This window comes from Micromonospora sp. Mcm103, from assembly GCF_024519755.1.
In the GTDB taxonomy this organism is placed as follows: Bacteria; Actinomycetota; Actinomycetes; order Mycobacteriales; family Micromonosporaceae; genus Micromonospora; species Micromonospora aurantiaca.
Genome location: NZ_JALJRJ010000009.1, coordinates 235,097 through 252,857 on the forward strand (window position 1 = coordinate 235,097; position 17,761 = coordinate 252,857).

General features: G+C 71.8%; 18 protein-coding genes and 1 pseudogene. 16 read left to right on the forward strand and 3 right to left on the reverse strand.

Going from position 1 to position 17,761, the window contains the following annotated elements:
- Positions 1-129: 129 nt before the first annotated feature.
- Entirely contained in the window at positions 130-1,350 is a 1,221-nt protein-coding gene (locus tag OC439_RS14295; protein ID WP_262013829.1) for an acetyl-CoA C-acetyltransferase, read from the forward strand.
- An 86-nt stretch (positions 1,351-1,436) separates the two neighbouring features.
- Here the strand turns inward: OC439_RS14295 and OC439_RS14300 are convergent, their stop codons facing one another.
- Together OC439_RS14300 and OC439_RS14305 are read right to left on the reverse strand one after the other, a co-directional pair.
- Positions 1,437-2,513: a phosphotransferase family protein gene (locus OC439_RS14300; protein ID WP_262013830.1), complete on the reverse strand. Its 1,077-nt coding sequence runs from the start codon at positions 2,511-2,513 to the stop codon at positions 1,437-1,439.
- A 53-nt stretch (positions 2,514-2,566) separates the two neighbouring features.
- Positions 2,567-3,154 carry a TetR/AcrR family transcriptional regulator gene (locus OC439_RS14305; RefSeq protein ID WP_262013831.1) on the reverse strand — a complete coding sequence of 196 codons (588 nt, stop codon included), beginning with the start codon at positions 3,152-3,154 and terminating at the stop codon, positions 2,567-2,569.
- 188 nt (positions 3,155-3,342) lie between these two features.
- On the opposite strand from OC439_RS14305, the pseudogene OC439_RS30365 reads away from it, so the two are divergent.
- Positions 3,343-4,083 (forward strand): annotated as a pseudogene (locus OC439_RS30365) (SDR family NAD(P)-dependent oxidoreductase); the annotation flags it as partial.
- A 194-nt stretch (positions 4,084-4,277) separates the two neighbouring features.
- Entirely contained in the window at positions 4,278-5,093 is an 816-nt protein-coding gene (locus OC439_RS14310) for a sugar phosphate isomerase/epimerase family protein (RefSeq protein ID WP_262013832.1), read from the forward strand.
- A gap of 4 nt (positions 5,094-5,097) precedes the next feature.
- Here the strand turns inward: OC439_RS14310 and OC439_RS14315 are convergent, their stop codons facing one another.
- Positions 5,098-5,859 (reverse strand): enoyl-CoA hydratase/isomerase family protein, encoded by a 762-nt coding sequence (locus OC439_RS14315; RefSeq protein WP_262013833.1) that lies wholly within the window; start codon positions 5,857-5,859, stop codon positions 5,098-5,100.
- 172 nt (positions 5,860-6,031) lie between these two features.
- Between OC439_RS14315 and OC439_RS14320 the strand changes: the two genes are divergently transcribed.
- The 13 genes from OC439_RS14320 to OC439_RS14380 are packed head-to-tail and all read left to right on the forward strand — an operon-like array spanning position 6,032 to position 17,679.
- Positions 6,032-6,892 (forward strand): CoA transferase subunit A, encoded by an 861-nt coding sequence (locus OC439_RS14320; RefSeq protein ID WP_262013834.1) that lies wholly within the window; start codon positions 6,032-6,034, stop codon positions 6,890-6,892.
- Complete coding sequence (locus tag OC439_RS14325) at positions 6,889-7,716, forward strand: CoA-transferase subunit beta (protein WP_262013835.1); 828 nt, start codon at positions 6,889-6,891, stop codon at positions 7,714-7,716. The genes OC439_RS14320 and OC439_RS14325 overlap by 4 nt, the downstream gene beginning before the upstream one ends.
- A complete protein-coding gene (locus tag OC439_RS14330; protein ID WP_410054923.1) occupies positions 7,713-8,828 on the forward strand; it encodes an NAD(P)H-dependent flavin oxidoreductase in 1,116 nt (371 codons plus the stop codon). Before OC439_RS14325 ends, OC439_RS14330 begins: the two co-directional genes overlap by 4 nt.
- A gap of 2 nt (positions 8,829-8,830) precedes the next feature.
- Positions 8,831-9,706: an SDR family NAD(P)-dependent oxidoreductase gene (locus tag OC439_RS14335; RefSeq protein WP_262013836.1), complete on the forward strand. Its 876-nt coding sequence runs from the start codon at positions 8,831-8,833 to the stop codon at positions 9,704-9,706.
- Positions 9,699-10,496 (forward strand): SDR family oxidoreductase, encoded by a 798-nt coding sequence (locus OC439_RS14340; protein ID WP_262013837.1) that lies wholly within the window; start codon positions 9,699-9,701, stop codon positions 10,494-10,496. The genes OC439_RS14335 and OC439_RS14340 overlap by 8 nt, the downstream gene beginning before the upstream one ends.
- Positions 10,497-10,556: 60 nt before the next feature.
- Entirely contained in the window at positions 10,557-11,018 is a 462-nt protein-coding gene (locus OC439_RS14345; protein WP_262013838.1) for a MaoC family dehydratase N-terminal domain-containing protein, read from the forward strand.
- Entirely contained in the window at positions 11,015-11,539 is a 525-nt protein-coding gene (locus OC439_RS14350) for a MaoC/PaaZ C-terminal domain-containing protein (protein ID WP_262013839.1), read from the forward strand. Before OC439_RS14345 ends, OC439_RS14350 begins: the two co-directional genes overlap by 4 nt.
- Positions 11,536-12,324, forward strand: coding sequence for an enoyl-CoA hydratase family protein (locus OC439_RS14355; protein WP_262013840.1), 789 nt, complete (start codon positions 11,536-11,538; stop codon positions 12,322-12,324). Before OC439_RS14350 ends, OC439_RS14355 begins: the two co-directional genes overlap by 4 nt.
- 3 nt (positions 12,325-12,327) lie before the next feature.
- On the forward strand, positions 12,328-13,311 hold the full coding sequence (locus tag OC439_RS14360; RefSeq protein WP_262013841.1) for an NADPH:quinone oxidoreductase family protein: 984 nt from the start codon (positions 12,328-12,330) through the stop codon (positions 13,309-13,311).
- Between the two features lie 29 nt (positions 13,312-13,340).
- Positions 13,341-14,591, forward strand: a complete 1,251-nt coding sequence (locus OC439_RS14365) for an acyl-CoA dehydrogenase family protein (RefSeq protein WP_262013854.1) — start codon at positions 13,341-13,343, stop codon at positions 14,589-14,591.
- 1 nt (position 14,592) lies between these two features.
- Positions 14,593-15,732, forward strand: a complete 1,140-nt coding sequence (locus tag OC439_RS14370; RefSeq protein ID WP_262013842.1) for an acyl-CoA dehydrogenase family protein — start codon at positions 14,593-14,595, stop codon at positions 15,730-15,732.
- A 6-nt stretch (positions 15,733-15,738) separates the two neighbouring features.
- The gene (locus OC439_RS14375; RefSeq protein ID WP_262013843.1) at positions 15,739-16,755 is read left to right on the forward strand and encodes an acyl-CoA dehydrogenase; all 1,017 of its coding nucleotides are present in this window, start codon (positions 15,739-15,741) and stop codon (positions 16,753-16,755) included.
- Positions 16,756-16,803: 48 nt separating this feature from the next.
- Positions 16,804-17,679: an enoyl-CoA hydratase gene (locus tag OC439_RS14380; RefSeq protein WP_262013844.1), complete on the forward strand. Its 876-nt coding sequence runs from the start codon at positions 16,804-16,806 to the stop codon at positions 17,677-17,679.
- Positions 17,680-17,761 lie beyond the last annotated feature (82 nt).

The window sequence follows — 17,761 nt, forward strand, 5'->3', positions numbered from 1 at the left end:
CCGGCGATGCGCTTCGTGCGGGCGCACCGGCCCCGGTGCCCTGCTCGCCGGCAGGCCCGACGCCCCGACCAGACCTGACACCGACGGCACCGCCGTCACGGGCGCCAGCCCGAGAACCGGAGGACACCAATGCAGGACGCAGTCATCGTCGCCGCGGCGCGCTCGCCGATCGGCCGGGCCTTCAAGGGGTCGTTGGCCTCGATGCGGGCCGACGACCTGGCCACCCAGATGGTCCAGGCGGCCCTGGCCCAGGTGCCGGCGCTGGATCCGGCCCAGATCGACGACCTCATGCTCGGCTGCGCGCAACCGGCCGGCGAGCAGGGCTGGGGCCTCGCGCGCGTCGTCGCGGTCGAACTCGGGCTCGACCGGCTCCCCGGGACGACCGTGCAGCGGTACTGCGCATCGAGCCTGCAGACGACCAGGATGGCGCTGCACGCCATCCGCTCCGGTGAGGCGGACGTGCTCGTCTCCGCCGGGGTCGAGGCCGTCTCGCGCTTCGCCGCCGGCAAGGCCGACGGCATGCCGGACACGAAGAACCCGATCTTCGCCGCGGCGGGGGAGCGCACCGCCACCCGCGGACGGGGTGGCGCCGGCCCGTGGACCGACCCACGCGACGCGAATGAACTGCCCGACGTCTACATCGCGATGGGCGAGACCGCCGAGAACGTCGCGAGCCACCGTGGGGTGAGCCGCGCCGAGCAGGACGAGTGGGCCGCCACGAGCCAGCAGCGGGCCCAGGCCGCGATCGAGTCGGACTTCTTCGCCACCGACATCACGCCGGTGACCCTCGCCGACGGCACCGTCGTGGCCACCGACGACTGTCCTCGCGCCGGGGTGACGGGCGAGTCGCTGTCCGGCCTCAAGCCGGTCTTCCGGCCCGACGGTACGGTGACCGCGGGCAACTGCTGCCCGCTCAACGACGGCGCGGCCGCCCTCGTCATCATGTCCAGCCGCAAGGCCGCCGAACTCGGCGTCACGCCGCTGGCCCGGATCCTGTCCACCGGTGTCTCGGCGATCTCGCCGGAGATCATGGGTCTCGGTCCGGTCGAGGCGTCGAGGCGGGCCCTCGCGCTGGCCGGGCTCTCGATGGCCGACATCGATCTGGTAGAGCTCAACGAGGCGTTCGCCGCTCAGGTCGTCCCGTCCATCTCGGACCTCAAGGCCAATCCCGAGCGGGTGAACGTCCATGGTGGCGCGATCGCCCTGGGCCACCCGTTCGGTCAGACCGGAGCGCGGATGACGACGACGCTCATCAACGGGCTGCGGGCCCGGGACGGCCAGTTCGGCCTCGAGACGATGTGCACGGCCGGTGGCCAGGGCATGGCGATGGTCATCGAGCGCCTCTCCTAGGCGGGTGTGTCGACGTCCCCGGTCGAACCGGGGACGTCGACACCTGGCTCATGCCACCACTCCGAGTGGGTACGGCCGGGCGCGGATCAGGGCCTGGGCAGCGCCGCGGCGAGGGCCGCCGCCCGGCCGGCGAGGGCGGCCGACTGCTCGGCGAACGAGGCCGCGGTGCGGTCACCACCGCTCATCGCGCCCTGCGCGACCCTGGCGTACACGCCCTCGACGATGCACGCGGTCTTCCACCAGTTGTAGGCGACGAAGTAGTCGATCCGCTCCGGGTCGGTGCCGGTGGCGAGGCAGTACCGGGAGAGCAGGTCGTCCCGGGTCGAGAAGCCGGGCCGGACCGTGGCCGGGTCGTACAGCGCGCGGGCCGTGTCGCCGGCCTGCGCCCAGTAGACGAGCAGCTGGCCGACGTCGGCCAGCGGGTCTCCGACGGTGGTCAGCTCCCAGTCGAGCACGCCCTGGACCCGCCATCGAGAGTCGAGCATGCAGTTGTCGAGGCGGAAGTCGCCGTGCACGATCCCCGAGCGGGACTGTTCGGGCGCCGCGGCCGCGAGGTGCTCGTGCGCGGTCTGCAGATCGGGCAGGTCGCGGATCCTGCTCCGGCGCCAGTTCTCGTGCCAGCGCCCGAGCTGGCGGGTGAGGTAGTCACGGCGACGGGCCAGACCTCCCAGCCCGATGACCTCCGGGGCGAGTCGGTGCACGGCCACGAGAGCGTCGACGAGCGTGGGGCCGATGAGCGAGCGGTCGGCCTCGGTGGTGAGCCGATCGACGTCGGCAGGGCTGCGCAGGATGACACCGTCGAGGTGCTCGAGTACGACGAGAGGCGCGCCGGCCACCTCGCCCGTCTCCTCGACCGCGAGCACTCGCGGCACCGGAAGGTGGCCGTGCAGCCCGCGCAGGATCCGCGCCTCGCGCAGTACGTCGTGTGCGGTGGCCGGGTGGTTTCCGAGCGGTGGACGGCGCAGCACGACGACGTGGCCGGCCGCGTCGGTGATCCGGTAGGTCAGGTTGGAACGCCCTCCGGCGATGACCTCGTGGCGGAGGTTCCCCTGCAACTCGGGCACCGCGCGGCCGAGCCAGGCGTCGACGCCCGCGGGTAGCCCGGCGTGCCGGGTGGTGTCGATCGGGGCCGGACCTGTCCGGGCGTGACCTGCTGCCGTCATGGGCGCGCCTCCTCATCCGGCACCACCCTAGCAAGCGCTTGGTTTGCGGGCGCTCAGTCGTGGGCGAGAATGCCGTCGAGGAACACCGAGACGAAGTCGTCGGCGAAGTTCGCCATGGAATACGACGGGGTCGGCTTGAACCAGCGGACCGAGAGCCACAGCGCGTCGCGCAACATGCCGTGCAGCACGCGTACCGGGATGTCGTTGCGGAAGTCGCCCGTGGCGATACCGGCCTCTAGCACCTGGATCCAGGCCCGCTGGATCGTGGCGGCCGCTTCGCGTATGTGCTCGTAGCCCTCGATCTTGGGCAGGTAGCTGCTCGAGTTCTGGTATATCTCGGTCGCGTGCGGGTGGGCCTCGATGTTGGCCAGCGAACTCGTGACGAGCTTGCGCAACTGGGTCGCCGGCTTCTCCTCGGACGCCAGGACTTCGCCGTAGCGGTAGGTCAGGTCGGTCAGGTAGTCCGAGATGATCGCGTTGACCATCTCGTCCTTGGACTTGAAGTGGTGGTACAGGCTGCCGGAGAGGATGCCGACCGAGTCGGCGATCTCGCGGACGGTCGTGGCATCGATTCCTTTGGCTGCGAAGAGGTGTGCGGCGTTGTCGAGGATGACCGAGCGTCGGTCCTGGGTCGTCGACATATGGGTGCTCCCGGTTCCTCGAGCATATGTGTTGGTCAAGCGCTTGCTTTATATCACTTCGATGCCTTCAGCATGATAAAGGCAGCCCTCCTTGACCGGGGTCCTCGCAACGCCTACGGTCCTACCAACCAAGCGCTCGTTCGGTAGTTCGCGCTGCGGATCCCGATCAGCCGAGAGGGGGCTGCCCGATGTCCGACCCGGTCCCCGCCGGCCCGTCCGGCTGTCCGCCCGCCACCAGGTCCACCGGCCTGCTCGCCGGTCGCGTCGTCCTCGTCACCGGCGCCGCCAACGGGCTGGGGGCGGCATACGCGCGGGGCATCGCCGCGGCCGGGGCCCACGTGATCGCCGTCGACGTCGACGCGGACGGACTCGAACGGCTCGGCGGGCAACTCGCGACGGCGGACGGCCAGGGCTCGATAAGGGTCGCCGACGTCGCGGACTGGACGAGCGCGCACGACCTCGTGCGTGACTGCCTCGCCGAGCACGGCAGGCTCGACGGCCTCGTCAACAACGCGGGCGTCTTCGCGATGGCTCGCGCCGGCGCCGAGTCCGAGGCCACTGTGCGCCGGATGCTCGAGGTCAACGTGCTCGGCGCCATCGGCTGGGGAGACGCCGCCATCGCGGCCATGCGTACCCAGGGGCACGGGGTCCTGGTCAACGTCACCTCGGGCGAGCAGATGGGCCGTGCCGAGACGGCCGTGTACGGGGCGACGAAGGCCGCGATCGCCACGCTCACCTACGCCTGGGCGGCCGAACTCGCCGAGGTCGGGATCCGCGTCAACGCGATATCCCCGAACGCCCAGACCCGGATGGCCGAGGTGCTCGAACAGTTCCGCGGCGTACCGAGCGGGCAGAACGCGGGGATAGCGCCCGAGGCCAACGTGCCGCTGCTGCTCTACCTGCTCTCCGACCTCAGCGTCGACCTGACCGGCCAGGTGCTGCGCTCCTACGGTCCCGAACTAATGCTGACGACCCACCCGGCGCTCGCCGAGCCCGTGCTGCGGCACACGGCGTGGACCCCGGAGCGCATCGCCGAGGCCGTCGCGGCCCGGCTGCGGCCGCACCTGGCGCCCCTCGGGGTACGCCGGGCGCGTATCGAATACCTCGAGCCGACAGGAGCCCGATGTCCGTCACGACCAATCCGGTCTGCGTCAGCGGCATGGCCGCGATGTCCTGGGACCTGCCCGAGGAGATCGCGATGTACCGGCGTACCGGTACCGACCTCGTCGGCCTGCAGCGCAGCAAGGCCACCGCCTTCGGCGTGGCGGCTCTCGGAGACCTGCTCGCCCGGCAGGACGTACGGCTCGGCTACCTCGTGCACAGCTTCACCGCCCACCCGGACGACGAATCGGGCTGGGCGCAGCAGGTCGCGGCGTTGCGGGACGGTGTCGTCGACGCCCGCAGGCTCGGGGCCGGTCTCGTCTACCTCACCTCGGGCCCCTCGGCGCACCTGACGTGGGAGGAGGCGGCCGACCGGTTCGCCGAGCGGATCGCTCCGGTCGTGGCCACCGCCCGCGAACACGGAGTGCGCCTCGCTGTGGAGAACACCCTGCCGGTCAAGTGCGACCTCAGCTTCACCCACACCGCGCGCGACGCCCTCGCCCTGGCCGACCTCTGCGGCATCGGCATCTGCCTCGATCTCTACTGCTGCTGGCAGGAGCGGGGCCTGACGGAGCTGATTCGCGACCGGATCGGTCAGGTCGAGTTGCTGCAGGTGTCCGACTTCCGGGTCGGCACCTCGACCTTCCCGAACCGGTGGGTGCCCGGGGACGGCGACCTGCCGATGGCCGGTCTGCTGGCGAGCGTGCTGGGGGCGGGCTACGCCGGCATCGTCGACGTCGAGTTGATCGGCCCCGCCATCGAAGCCGAGGGCGCCGAGCCGGCGGTGACCCGTTCGGTCGCGTGGACGCGCGAGCAGATCGCGGCGGCGCGTCCCTGAGCGCTCAGGGCGCGTCCGCCCATCGCGGCGCCCGCTTGGCGACGAACGCGGCCGCGCCCTCGGCGGCATCCGGGCCGGCGAGCAGTTCGAGGGTCGCGAGCCGGTTGACCGCGGCGAGATCGTCCACGCGGGGGTCCAGGCTCAGGTGCATGAGCCGCTTGGTCGCCCGCACCGCCGCGGGGGAGTGGGTCGCGATCCGGGCGCCCAGCCGCAGCGCGCGCGGAAAGACCTCGCCGGCGGGGACCACGGCGTTGACCAGGCCCAGCTCGTGGGCCCGGGCCGCCGGAAGCGGTTCGGCAGTCAGCCCGAGTTCCAGGGCCACGGCGACCGGCACGCGACGCGGCAGGTCGGTGCCGCCCTCGGTGGCGGCGATGCCGCGCCCCACCTCGGGCAGCGCGAAGTAGGCGTGCTCGGCCGCGACGACGAGGTCGCAGGCGAGGGCGAGTTCGAAGCCGCCGCCGACGGCGGGCCCGTTGACCGCGGCGATGACCGGCTTGCGGTAGCCGCCGCGCAGCAGCGTCAGCGGGCTGCGGGCCACGTCGACCAGGCGACCCTCGGCCGCGGCGCGCAGGTCCATCCCCGCGCTGAAGGACAACTCGCCGGTGCCGGTCAGCACGACCGCGCGTACGCCCGGGTCCGCGTCGTATCCGAGCAGGGCGTCGGTCATCGCCAGGAGGGTGTCGGGATCGAGGGCGTTGCGTACCTGCGGCCGATTGATCCTGATGACTCCCACCGCGTCGACACGCTCGCGCACCACGGTGTCCATCTGCCGTCCTCCTTCGCCACAGGGTCTTGACCCTTCCCCTGGGGCTGTTAGGGTACCAACCAAGCGCTTGCTACATGGCGACCCGGCCGCGGATGCCCGGCACGCGACTCGCCCTTCGCGCTGCTCACCACCGCTCGGGCAGTGCTCCGACAGACGCAACGATGAGGGACACATGGCCGACAAGACTCTGACAGCCCGCGACGTCGTGTCGCGGCTCGATTCCGGGATGACCATCGGCATCGGGGGCTGGGGCTCACGGCGCAAGCCCATGGCCCTCGTGCGCGAGATCCTGCGCTCCGACCTCAAGGACCTGACCGTGGTCAGCTACGGCGGGCCGGACGTCGGGCTGCTCTGCGCCGCCGGCAAGGTCAGGAAGGTCGTCTTCGGTTTCGTCTCGCTCGACAGCATCGCCCTCGACCCGCACTTCCGCGCCGCGCGGCAGAACGGCGCCGTCGAGGTCGCCGAGTACGACGAGGGCATGCTCCAGTGGGGGCTGTACGCCGCCGGCATCCGCCTGCCCTTCCTGCCCACCCGCGCCGGGCTCGGGTCCGACGTCCTGAAGCACAACCCCGGCCTCAAGCTCGTCCAGGACCCGTACGGCACCGAGCGGCTCGTGGCGATGCCGCCGCTGCGCCTCGACGCGGCCCTCGTACACATGAACCGCGCCGACGCCCAGGGCAACGGCCAGTTCCTCGGGCCCGACCCGTACTTCGACGACCTCTACTGCCTCGCCGCCGACCAGGCCTTCATGTCCTGCGAGCGGATCGTGCCCACGGCCGAGCTGAGCGCCGCCGGGCACTCGGCGACCATCAAGATCAACCGTCAGCTCGTCGCCGGCGTCGTCGAGACCCCGAACGGCGCGCACTTCACCTCCTGCGCCCCCGACTACGAGCGCGACGAGGCCTTCCAGCGTGAGTACGTCAAGGCCGCCGGCGACCCGCAGGCCTGGGCCAAGTTCGAGAAGCGGTACCTGTCCGGTACCGAAGATGACTACCAGGCGGCCGTCGCCGCCCGAGCCGAGGAGGTCGCATGAGCAGCGCCGCCACCGAGTCCGTGGACCAGCCCACGGGCAGCGCCACCACCGCCGACGCGCCGGTGACCCGCGCCGAGTACTGCGCGGTCGCCGTGGCGGACACGTTCGCCGGCGACGGCGAGTCCATCGCCAGCGCCTTCGGCACGATCCCGGCCATCGGCGTCCGCCTCGCCCGGCTCACCGTCGCCCCCGACCTGCTGCTCACCGACGGTGAGGCCCACTTCGTCTCCGGCTCCTGGGCGATCGGCGCGGACCCGCACGCCACTGAGGGCGTCGTCATCGAGGGCTGGAGCCCGTTCCGCACGATCTTCGACCTCGTCTGGCACGGCAAGCGGCACGTCATGATGATCCCGGTCCAGATCGACGGGCACGGCAACACCAACATCTCGGCCATCGGCGACTACGCCCGGCCCAAGGTGCAGCTGCTCGGCGTGCGTGGCGCCCCCGGCAACAGCGTCTACCACCCGACCAGCTACTGGGTGCCCAACCACTCCACGCGCAGCTTCGTCCGGACCGTCGACATGGTCTCCGGCGTCGGCACCGACAGCGCCCGAGCCGCCGGCCCGGCCGCGAGCGCGCACCACGATCTGCGCCGCGTCGTCACCAACCTCGCGGTCCTCGACTTCGGCGGCCCCGACGGTACGATGCGCCTGCTCAGCCTGCACCCCGGCGTCACGATCGAGGAGTTCCACGCGGCCACCGGCTGCGCCGTGCACGTCGAGGGTGAGGTCCCGGCCACCCGCGAGCCGAGCGCCGAGGAGCTGCGCCTCATCCGCGAGGTCATCGACCCCCGCTCGCTGCGCGACCGCGAGATCCCGGCATGAGCCAAGGCCAGGGGCTGCACCCGACGCTGCGTACCCGCGCGACCGACCTGTTCGGGGTGCGGTACCCGATCGTCCAGACCGGCATGGGCTACGTCTCCGACGTGCGTCTGACCACCGCGACGGCCAACGCCGGCGGGCTGGGCATCCTCGCGGCCGGCCTGCTCTCCTACGACGAGCTCGTGGTGGCCGTCGAGCAGATCCAGGCCGGCACGGACGCGCCCTTCGGCGTCAACATCCGCGCCGACCAGCCGGACGTCGCCAAGCGCATCGACCTGCTCATCTCGGCCGGCGTCAAGGTCGCCTCCTTCGCCCTGGCCCCCAAGCAGGAACTCATCGCCAAGTGCAAGGACGCCGGGCTCGTCGTCGTCCCGTCGATCGGCGCACGCCGCCACGCCGAGAAGGTCGCCGCGTGGGGCGCCGACGCCGTCATCGTGCAGGGTGGGGAGGGCGGCGGCCACACCGGCGGGGTACCCACCAGCCTGCTGCTGCCCCAGGTCGTCGACGCCGTCGACATCCCGGTCATCGGCGCCGGTGGCTTCTTCGACGGCCGCGGCCTCGTCGCCGCGCTCGCCTACGGTGCCGAGGGCATCGCCATGGGCACCCGCTTCCTGCTCACCAGCGACTCGCCGGTCCAGCCATCGGTCAAGGACGTCTACCTGTCCAAGACGGTCAACGACACCGTGCTGACCCTGCAGGTCGACGGCGTGCCGCAGCGCGTACTGCGTGCCGGAACGATCGAGGAGCTGGAGCGCACCTCCGCCGCCGGCCGGCTGCTGCGGGCCGTACGCAACGCCTTCGCCTTCCAGAAGCTGTCCGGCACGCCGTGGGGCGACATGGTCCGCGAGGGACTGGCCATGCGCAAGGCCCACGACCTGACGTGGAGCCAGGTCGTCATGGCGGCCAACGCTCCGATGCTCTACCGGTCGGCTCTGCTGGAGGGCAGGACCGACCTCGGCGTCATGGCCACCGGCCAGGTCGTCGGACTCATCGCCGACGTCCCGAGCGTCGCCGAACTCATCGACCGCATCATCGACGAGGCCACCCGGACCCTCGACCGGCTCGGCGTGCCTGCGCCGGTCACGTCGACCCCGGCCGGGCACAAGGAGGACTAGTCATGGGAGCACTGCAGGGACGCGTCGTCGTCGTCACCGGTGCCGGCCGCGGCCTCGGCCGTGAGCACGCCCTGCTCGCCGCCGCCGAAGGCGCCTCGGTCGTCGCCGCCGACACCGGCGCCGCCGCCGACGGCACCGGCAGCGAGCCCTCGGTCATCGAGGCCGTCGTTGCCGAGATCACGAACGCCGGCGGGCAAGCCGTGGCCAGCATCGCGGACGTCGCCACCACCGAGGGCGCCCGCGAACTGCTCGCGCTCGCCCGCGACACCTACGGACGAGTCGACGGCCTCGTCAACAACGCCGGCATCCTGCGAGACCGGATGTTCGTCAACATGAGCGAGGACGACTGGGACGCGGTGATCCGTGGCCAGCTACGCGCGACGTTCGCGCCCTGCCGGGTGTTCGCCGACCACTGGCGCACCGAGTCCAAGGCCGGCAACCAGCCGGTCGCCTCGATCGTCAACGTCTCCTCGACCTCAGGCATCATCGGCGCCGTCGGGCAGACGAACTACGGAGCGGGCAAGGCCGCCATCGCCGCCCTCACCGTCATCCTCGCCCAGGAGATCGGCCGCTACGGCGTACGCGTCAACGCGATCGTCCCGGTCGCGCGTACCCGGATGACCCAGGACCTGCCCGGCATCGGCGAGATGGTCGCCGCCCCGGACGACCCCGCCGCGTTCGACGTCTACCACCCGGGCAACGTCTCGCCACTCGTCGCCTGGCTGCTCACCGCCGGCGCGCCGGTGACCGGCGAGGTGTACTACGCCAAGGGCGGCGAGATCCGTCACTGCGCGCCGTGGAGCTACGACTGGACCATCGACAAGGGTGCCCGCTGGACCGTCGAGGAGATCGCGAAGGAGATGGCCACCCGTGTCTGACACCGGTCACACCGACATCGCCGACTGGGCCGGCCCCGCCCACGGGCTGCTCTCCGGGCGCTCGGTGCTCGTCACCGCCGCGGCCGGCACCGGCATCGGCTTCTCGACGGCCCGCCGCGCCGCGGAGGAAGGCGCGCGTGTCGCCATCAGCGACCGCCACGAGCGCCGCCTCGCCGCGTCGGCCGACGAGATCGAGCGCCTCACCGGGACCCGGCCGCTCGCGGTGCCGTGCGACGTCACCGACCAGGCCCAGCTCGACCACCTGATGGACACCGTCGCCGCGGAGTTCGGCGGCATCGACGTACTCGTCAACAACGCCGGCCTCGGCGGCACCGCGGCGGTGCAGGACATGACCGACGAACAATGGGACTCCGTGCTGTCGGTGACCCTGACCTCGACGTTCAAGGCGACCCGGTCGGTGCTGCGGCACATGATCCCGGCCGGCAAGGGGGTCATCGTCAACAACGCCTCCGTCATCGGCTGGCGCGCGCAGAAGGGGCAGGCGCACTACGCAGCGGCCAAGGCCGGAGTCATGGCGCTGACCCGCTGCGCGGCCCTCGACGTCGCCGAGCACGGCATCCGGGTCAACGCGGTGTCCCCGAGCATCGCGATGCACGCCCATCTGGCCAAGGTGACCAGCGACGAGCTGCTCGCCCAGCTCTCGGCCCAGGAGGCGTTCGGCCGGGCCGCGACGCCGTGGGAGATCGCCAACGTCATCGTCTTCCTCGCCAGTGACTACTCGTCGTACATGACCGGCGAGGTCGTGTCCGTCTCGAGCCAGCACCCGTGACCACCCGCTGCGTGCCGGCGACCCGTGCCGGCTCGCGCGGACCAACGAAAGGAGCTCGTCGTGGCCAACCCCGACGCGCAGGGCGTCACCGGCGCCCCCTTCCGGCTCGACGTCGAACGCGGCAAGATCCGCGAGTTCGCGCTGGCCACCGGAGCGGCTGACGCGGCCTACCTGCGGGAGGAGAACCCGGTCGTACAGCCGACGTTCCTCACGACGACCTTCTTCTGGCAGGGCGAGGACTCCAACCCGTGGTCCGCGGTCGAACTCGACCAGCAGCGCGGCCTGCACGCCGAGCAGCAGTACACCTTCTTCGGCGAGCCGCCCCGCGCCGGTACCAGGCTCACCTGCCAGTCGCGCATCGGCGAGATCTACACCAAGGTGGGGCGTCGCGGCGGTGAGATGACCTTCGCCGTGATGTACACCGACTTCCACGACGAGACCGGGCGTCTCGTCGCCCGCGCCAAGCTCACCGGTGTCGAGACGGCCCGCCCGCCGATTACCGGGGACGGAGCGTCCGCATGAGCGACACGACGGCCACCGCCCAGCCCCGTACGACCGAGGTCGTCCTGCCCGTCCCGGCGACCCCTCCGGCGCGCGCCTACGGCCCGGTGACCCGCACCGACTTCGTCCGCTACCAGGGTGCCTCGGGCGACATGAACCCGATCCACCACGACGAGGTCTTCGCTCGGGCCGCAGGGTTCCCCAGCCCTTTCTCGGTGGGCATGTGGCAGGCCAGCCTGCTCGGCACCTACGCCACCGACTGGCTCGGCGGCCCCAACGTGCGTGATTTCCGCATCCGGTTCCTGGCCCAGGTGTGGCCCGGCGACGTCCTCACTCTCGAAGGCGTTCCGCTGCGCACCTACGTGCTCGAAAGTGAGGACGGCCATGAGGGCCGCGTCGACATCGAGCTGACCTGCCGGCGGCAGACCGGCGACACGGCCGTCACCGTGTGGGCGACGTTCGTGCTGCCCTTCGACGCCACCGTCGGCGACGCGACCCCCGAGGCCGGCGAGCAGCCCGAGAGCACCGAGGAGCAAGGATGAGTCCCACGAGCCACGCGCCGGTGACGGCGACCGTGCACCCCGACGGGATCGCCGAGATCGTCGTGGACAACCCGCCGGTCAACGCGCTGCCGGTGGCCGGCTGGTTCGCGCTCGCCGCCGCCCTCGACGCCGCCGGCGCTGACGAGTCGGTGCGTGTCGTCCTGCTGCGCGCCGAGGGCCGCGGCTTCAACGCCGGCGTCGACATCAAGGAGATGCAGCACACCGACGGCTTCACCGCGCTGCTCGGCGCCAACCGCGGGTGCTACGCCGCGTTCAAGGCCGTCTACGAGTGCCCCGTCCCGGTCGTCACCGCCGTCCACGGCTTCTGCCTGGGGGGCGGCATCGGCCTGGTCGGCAACTCCGACGTCATCGTCGCCTCCGACGACGCCACCTTCGGCCTGCCCGAGGTCGACCGCGGCGCCCTCGGCGCGGCCACCCACCTGTCCCGGATGGTGCCCCAGCACCGGATGCGCGCCATGGTCTACACCTCGGTCACCGCCACCGCCCAGGAGCTGCACGCGTACGGCTCGGTGCACAGCGTCGTACCCCGGGAGCAGTTGCGCGCGACGGCGCTCGCCGTCGCGACCAGCATCGCCGAGAAGGACCCCACCGTGATCCGGGCCGCGAAGGCCTCGCTCAACGGCATCGACCTGTGGGACGTCAACCGCAGCTACCGCTTCGAGCAGGGCTTCACCTACGAGCTCAACCTCACCGGGGTCGCCGACCGGATCCGCGACGAGTTCGCCGGCACCGACAAGGCGGCGCGCCCGGGCAGCGAGGGCTGAGCCGTGCGGTCGATTGTGGTCCGCGAGCTCGGCGGTCCCGAGGTGCTCACGGTCGTGGACGGGCCGCAGCCGCAGCCCGGACCGGGGCAGGTGCTCGTCGACGTCGTCGGCGCCGGGGTGAACTTCCCCGACGGCCTCATCGTCGCCGGCACCTACCAGACCAAGCCGGAGCTGCCGTTCGTGCCCGGCTGCGAGGTCGCCGGCACGGTCGCGGCGCTCGGCGACGGAGTGACCGGCCCACCCGTCGGCACCCGCGTCATCGGCTTCTGCGGCATCGGCGGCTACGCCACCCAGGTGCTGGTCGACGCCCGCATGGTTCACCCGTTGCCCGAGGGCGTCGACCTCGTCGAGGCCGGCACGATCCCCGTCGTCTACGGCACGTCCTACCACGGCCTCGTCGACCGGGCCGGCCTCGCCGCCGGCGAGACACTGCTCGTGCTCGGCGCCTCCGGCGGCGTCGGCCTCACCGCCGTGCAGATCGGCAAGGCCCTCGGCGCGACAGTGATCGCGGCCGCGTCGAGCGAGGACAAGCGTGAGCTGTGCCTGGCGCACGGGGCCGACCACGCCATCGGCTACGACGACCTGACAGCGACGGTGCGGGCACTGACCGGCGACGCCGGCGCCGACGTCGTCTACGACCCCGTCGGTGGCGACGCCGCCACCGCGGCGCTGCGTACCCTCGCGTGGGCCGGGAGGTTCCTCACCGTCGGCTACGCGGCGGGTGCGATCCCGCAGGTCAAGCTCAACCGGTTGCTGCTCACCGAGGGCGCGGTGCTGGGGGTCCTCTGGGGCGCCTGGGCCAGGCGCGACCCGGCGGCGAACGCCGCCAACATGACGACGGTGCTGGAGTGGATCGCCGCCGGCCGGCTGAGGCCGCACGTCAGCGCGGTCTTCCCGCTGGAGGAGGCCGCTCGCGCGCTCGGCACGGTGCTGAACCGGGGCGCTCGCGGCAAGATCGCCCTCCGCACGAGCTCAGGCAAGGAGTGACGGTGGCTGACGCGACCGACCTGACCCGGATGGATCTCGGCCCCGGCCCGCGCGCGAGCGAGCTGCTCGCGACGTTGCGCACGTTCATGGCCGAGCACGTCTACCCCGCCGAGAAGGTGTACGCCACCGAGCTCGCCGCCGCGGCCCGCGAGAACGGCGGGGTGTCCCACGTCCTGCCGCCGGTCGTCGAGGAGCTGAAGGCGACGGCGCGCAAGCTGGGGCTGTGGAACCTCTTCCTGCCTGACCTGTCGGGCCTCACCAACGTCGAGTACGCCTACCTGGCCGAGGAGACCGGACGCTCGCCCTACCTCGCCCCCGAGGCGATCAACTGTGCCGCGCCGGACACCGGCAACATGGAACTGCTGCACATGTTCGGCACGCCCGAGCAGAAGCAGCGGTGGCTCACCCCGTTGCTCGACGGCACGATGCGCTCCGGCTTCTCGATGACCGAGCCGGACGTGGCCTCCTCCGACGCGCGCAACATCGCCACCTCGATCGTGCGTGACGGCGACGAGTACGTCATCAACGGACGCAAGTGGTGGACCACCGGCGCCGCGGACCCGCGCTGCGCCATCCTCGTGCTGATGGGCAAGACGGACCCGGAGGCGGCCGTCTACCGGCAGCAGTCCATGATCCTCGTGCCGGTCGACACCCCCGGGGTGACGATTCTGCGTTCGCTGCCGATCTTCGGTTACCACGACCAGCACGGCCACTGCGAGATCCGGTTCGACGACGTGCGGGTGCCGGTGACGAACCTGCTCGGCGCCGAGGGCGAGGGGTTCGCGATCGCCCAGGCCCGCCTCGGTCCGGGCCGCATCCACCACGCGATGCGCTGCGTCGGCATGGCCGAGCGGGGCCTCGAGCTGATGGTGCGCCGGACGATGGCCCGCGAGGCGTTCGGCGGTCCGATCTCCGACCAGGGGGTGGTGCGGAACTGGATCGCCGAGTCCCGGATGGAGATCGAGCAGGCCCGCCTGCTCGTGCTCAAGGCGGCGTGGCTCATCGACCAGGTCGGGATCCAGGGCGCCGCGACCGAGATCGCCGCGATCAAGGTCGTCGCGCCCCGGGTCGCCCGCAACGTGCTGGACCGTTCGATCCAGGCGCACGGCGGCGGTGGGGTCACCGACGACTTCCCGATCGCCCGGATGTGGGCCAGCGCCCGCATCCTCGGCATCGCCGACGGCCCGGACGAGGTACACCTGCGCACCGTGGCGCGTACGCAACTACGTCGCTACCGCGACACGCCGCCGACGGTTTCCACCGGGACGGGACGGGACTGAGATGGATCTGACCTGGTCGGCGCAGGACGAGCAGTTCCGTGCGGAGGCCCGCGACTGGCTTGCCGCGAACGTGCCGCGGCAGCCGCTGCCCTCCGGGGACACCGCGGCGGGCTTCGCCGCTCACCTGGAGTGGGAGCGGGCACTGCACGCCGACCGGTGGTCGGTCGTGTCGTGGCCCGAGGAGTACGGCGGCCGTGCGGCCTCGATATGGCAGTGGCTCATCTTCGAGGAGGAGTACTACCGGGCCGGCGCGCCGCAGCGGGTGACGCAGAACGGCATCTTCCTGCTGGCCCCGACGATCTTCGAGTTCGGCACGAAGCAGCAGCAGGACGAGCTGCTGCCGCGGATGGCGGCGGCGCAGGACCTGTGGGCCCAGGGCTGGTCGGAGCCGGGCGCGGGCAGCGACCTGGCGGGGATCAGCTCCCGGGCGGTACGGGACGAGCAGGCCGGCGGGTGGTGCCTGAACGGGCAGAAGACCTGGTCGACCCGGGGCGCGTTCTGCACCCACCTGTTCGGGCTGTTCCGTACCGATCCGCAGGCGCAGCGGCACCGGGGACTGACGTACTTCCTCGTGCCGCTGGACACCCCGGGCGTGACGGTGCGCGGCTTCGACCGGCTCGACGGTGACGAGGGCTTCGCCGACGTGTTCTTCGCCGACGCGTTCGTACCGGACTCGGCGGTCCTCGGCGGCGTCGACCAGGGCTGGTCGGTCGCGATGTCGACGACCGGCTCGGAGCGGGGACTGACGCTGCGCTCACCGGGGCGTTTCCTCAAGGCGGCAGCCGCGCTCGTGGCGCTCGCGGGCGAGCGGGGCGCGGCGGCGACCGACCTGCTCCGCGACCGGGTGGCGCGCTCGTGGATGCAGGCGCACGCCTACCAGCAGTTCACGCTGGCTCAGGTCACCGACATCGTCGAGGGCCGCCCGGCCGGCGCGCGTTCGAGCCTCAACAAGGTCTTCTGGTCCGAGCTGGACATCGCGTTGCACGAGACGGCGCTGGAACTGCTCGGCCCGGGCGCGCTGGTCGACGGCCCGTGGACGCGCGGCTACCAATTCTCGCTGTCGGGTCCGATCTACGCGGGCACCAACGAGATCCAGCGCAACATCATCGCCGAGCGCCTGCTCGGTCTGCCGAGGAGGTGATCAGGCGTGCGTTTCGCTCCGAGTGACGAGCAGCGGGAGCTGGAGGCGGTCGTCCGTCAGGTACTCACCGACCGGTGCCCGCCGGCGACGGTCCGCGCCGGAGCCGGATCGGCGCAGGTGGCCTCCCTGGCCGAGAGCCTGGCCGGACTCGGTGTGGCGGGGCTGCTCGTGGCCGAGGACGACGGCGGGCTGGGCCTGGACGAGAACCACCTCGTGTCGGTCTTCGAGCAGATCGGGTACGCCGCCGCCCCGCTGCCGCTCACGGCGACCCTCGCGGTCGCTCCGGCGGTGCTCGCCGCGGGCGCTCCGGACGTGCTGGCGAAGTTTGTCGAGGGGGTGCTCACGGTCGGCGCCGACCCTGCGGAGACCGGGCATGTCGCGTTCGGTTCCGGTGTCGACCTGGTGCTGCGTGGCGGCTTCGGTGGGACGGGGCGCATCGAGATTCTCGACGTGTCCGACGCGGCGGCGTCGACATCGCCGTCGGTGGACGTCGCGCTGGACCTTACCGGGTACGCCGCCGCGCGGCTCGTGGCGACAGTGGACGACCCGCAGGTGGTGCGGCTGGCCTGGGAGCGGGGGGTGCTGGCGACCTCGGCCGAACTCATCGGGCTGTCCCGACGGATGCTCGAACTCACGGTCGAGCACGTCCGCACCAGGGAGCAGTTCGGGGTGCCGATCGGCAGCTTCCAAGCGGTCAAGCACCACCTCGCCACGGCGCTGCTGCACCTGGAGTTCGCCGCGCCGGTGGTGGCGACGGCCGGGTTCGAGCTGGCCGCGGGCGTCCCGGGCCGGCTGCGCTCCCTGGCGACGGCCAAGGCGCTGGCGTCCGATGCGGCGCACGTCGTGGGCCGGGCGGCTCTGCAGTGCCACGGCGCGATCGGTTACACGACCGAGTACGACCTGCACCTGTTCCTCAAGCGGTCGTGGGCTCTGGAGTCGTCGTGGGGCAGCGCCGCCTGGCACCGGGCGGCTCTGCTGGACGACCTCGGTGTCGGCCTGACCGGCGTGCGCCCCGCGTCCTGACCGCCGGCCCCGCACGACGTACACCCGACCCGTGAGAAGGAGACCCAGATGAGCGAGACCAGCGGCGTGGACCCGCAGGCGGCGGAGGTCGTCCGGTACGAGACGCGAGGGCCGGTGGCCGTCGTGACGATGAACCGGCCGGAGTACCGCAACGCGCAGAACTCGGCGATGACCTACGCGCTCGACGACGCGTTCTACCGCGCGGCCGCGGACGACGAGGTGAAGGTCGTCGTCCTGGCGGGCGCGGGGAAGCACTTCTCGGCCGGCCACGACATCGGCACGCCGGGCCGGGACATCGACTCGTCGTTCGACCGGCGTGCCGGCCTGTGGTGGGACCATGTGGGCAAGGCCGGGGCCGACAGCCGGTTCGCCCGGGAGTCCGAGGTGTACCTCGGGATGTGCCGCCGCTGGCGTGAGCTGCCCAAGCCGATGATCGCGATGGTGCAGGGAGCGTGTATCGCCGGGGGCCTCATGCTCGCCTGGTCCTGCGACCTGATCGTCGCCTCGGACGACGCGTTCTTCGCCGATCCGGTCGTCCGCATGGGGATCCCCGGCGTCGAGTACTTCGCCCACCCGTGGGTGATGGGGCCGCGCTTCGCCAAGGAGTTCCTCTTCACCGGCGACCGGATGCCGGCGGCGCGCGCCGCCGAGCTCGGCATGGTCAACCGGGTGGTCGCCAGAGACCAGCTCGAGGCGGAGGTCATGGGGCTCGCCGCACGGATCGCACAGATGCCGCGTCTGGGTCTCGCGCTGACCAAGAAGGCGGTCAACCAGGCCGAGGACCTCATGGGCCTGCGGGACGGCATGGATTCGGTGTTCGGGCTGCACCACGTGGCCCACGCGCACAACGCCGAGGTGGGCAGTGACTCCCTCGGCGGCCAGGACGCCCGGAGCATGCGTGACGCCGCGAGACGGGCAGAGTAATCCGTGTGGAGAGCAATCACTCAGGAAAGGGTCGTCGAAGCGCGATGAACATCGTCGTACTCGTCAAGCAGGTGCCTGATTC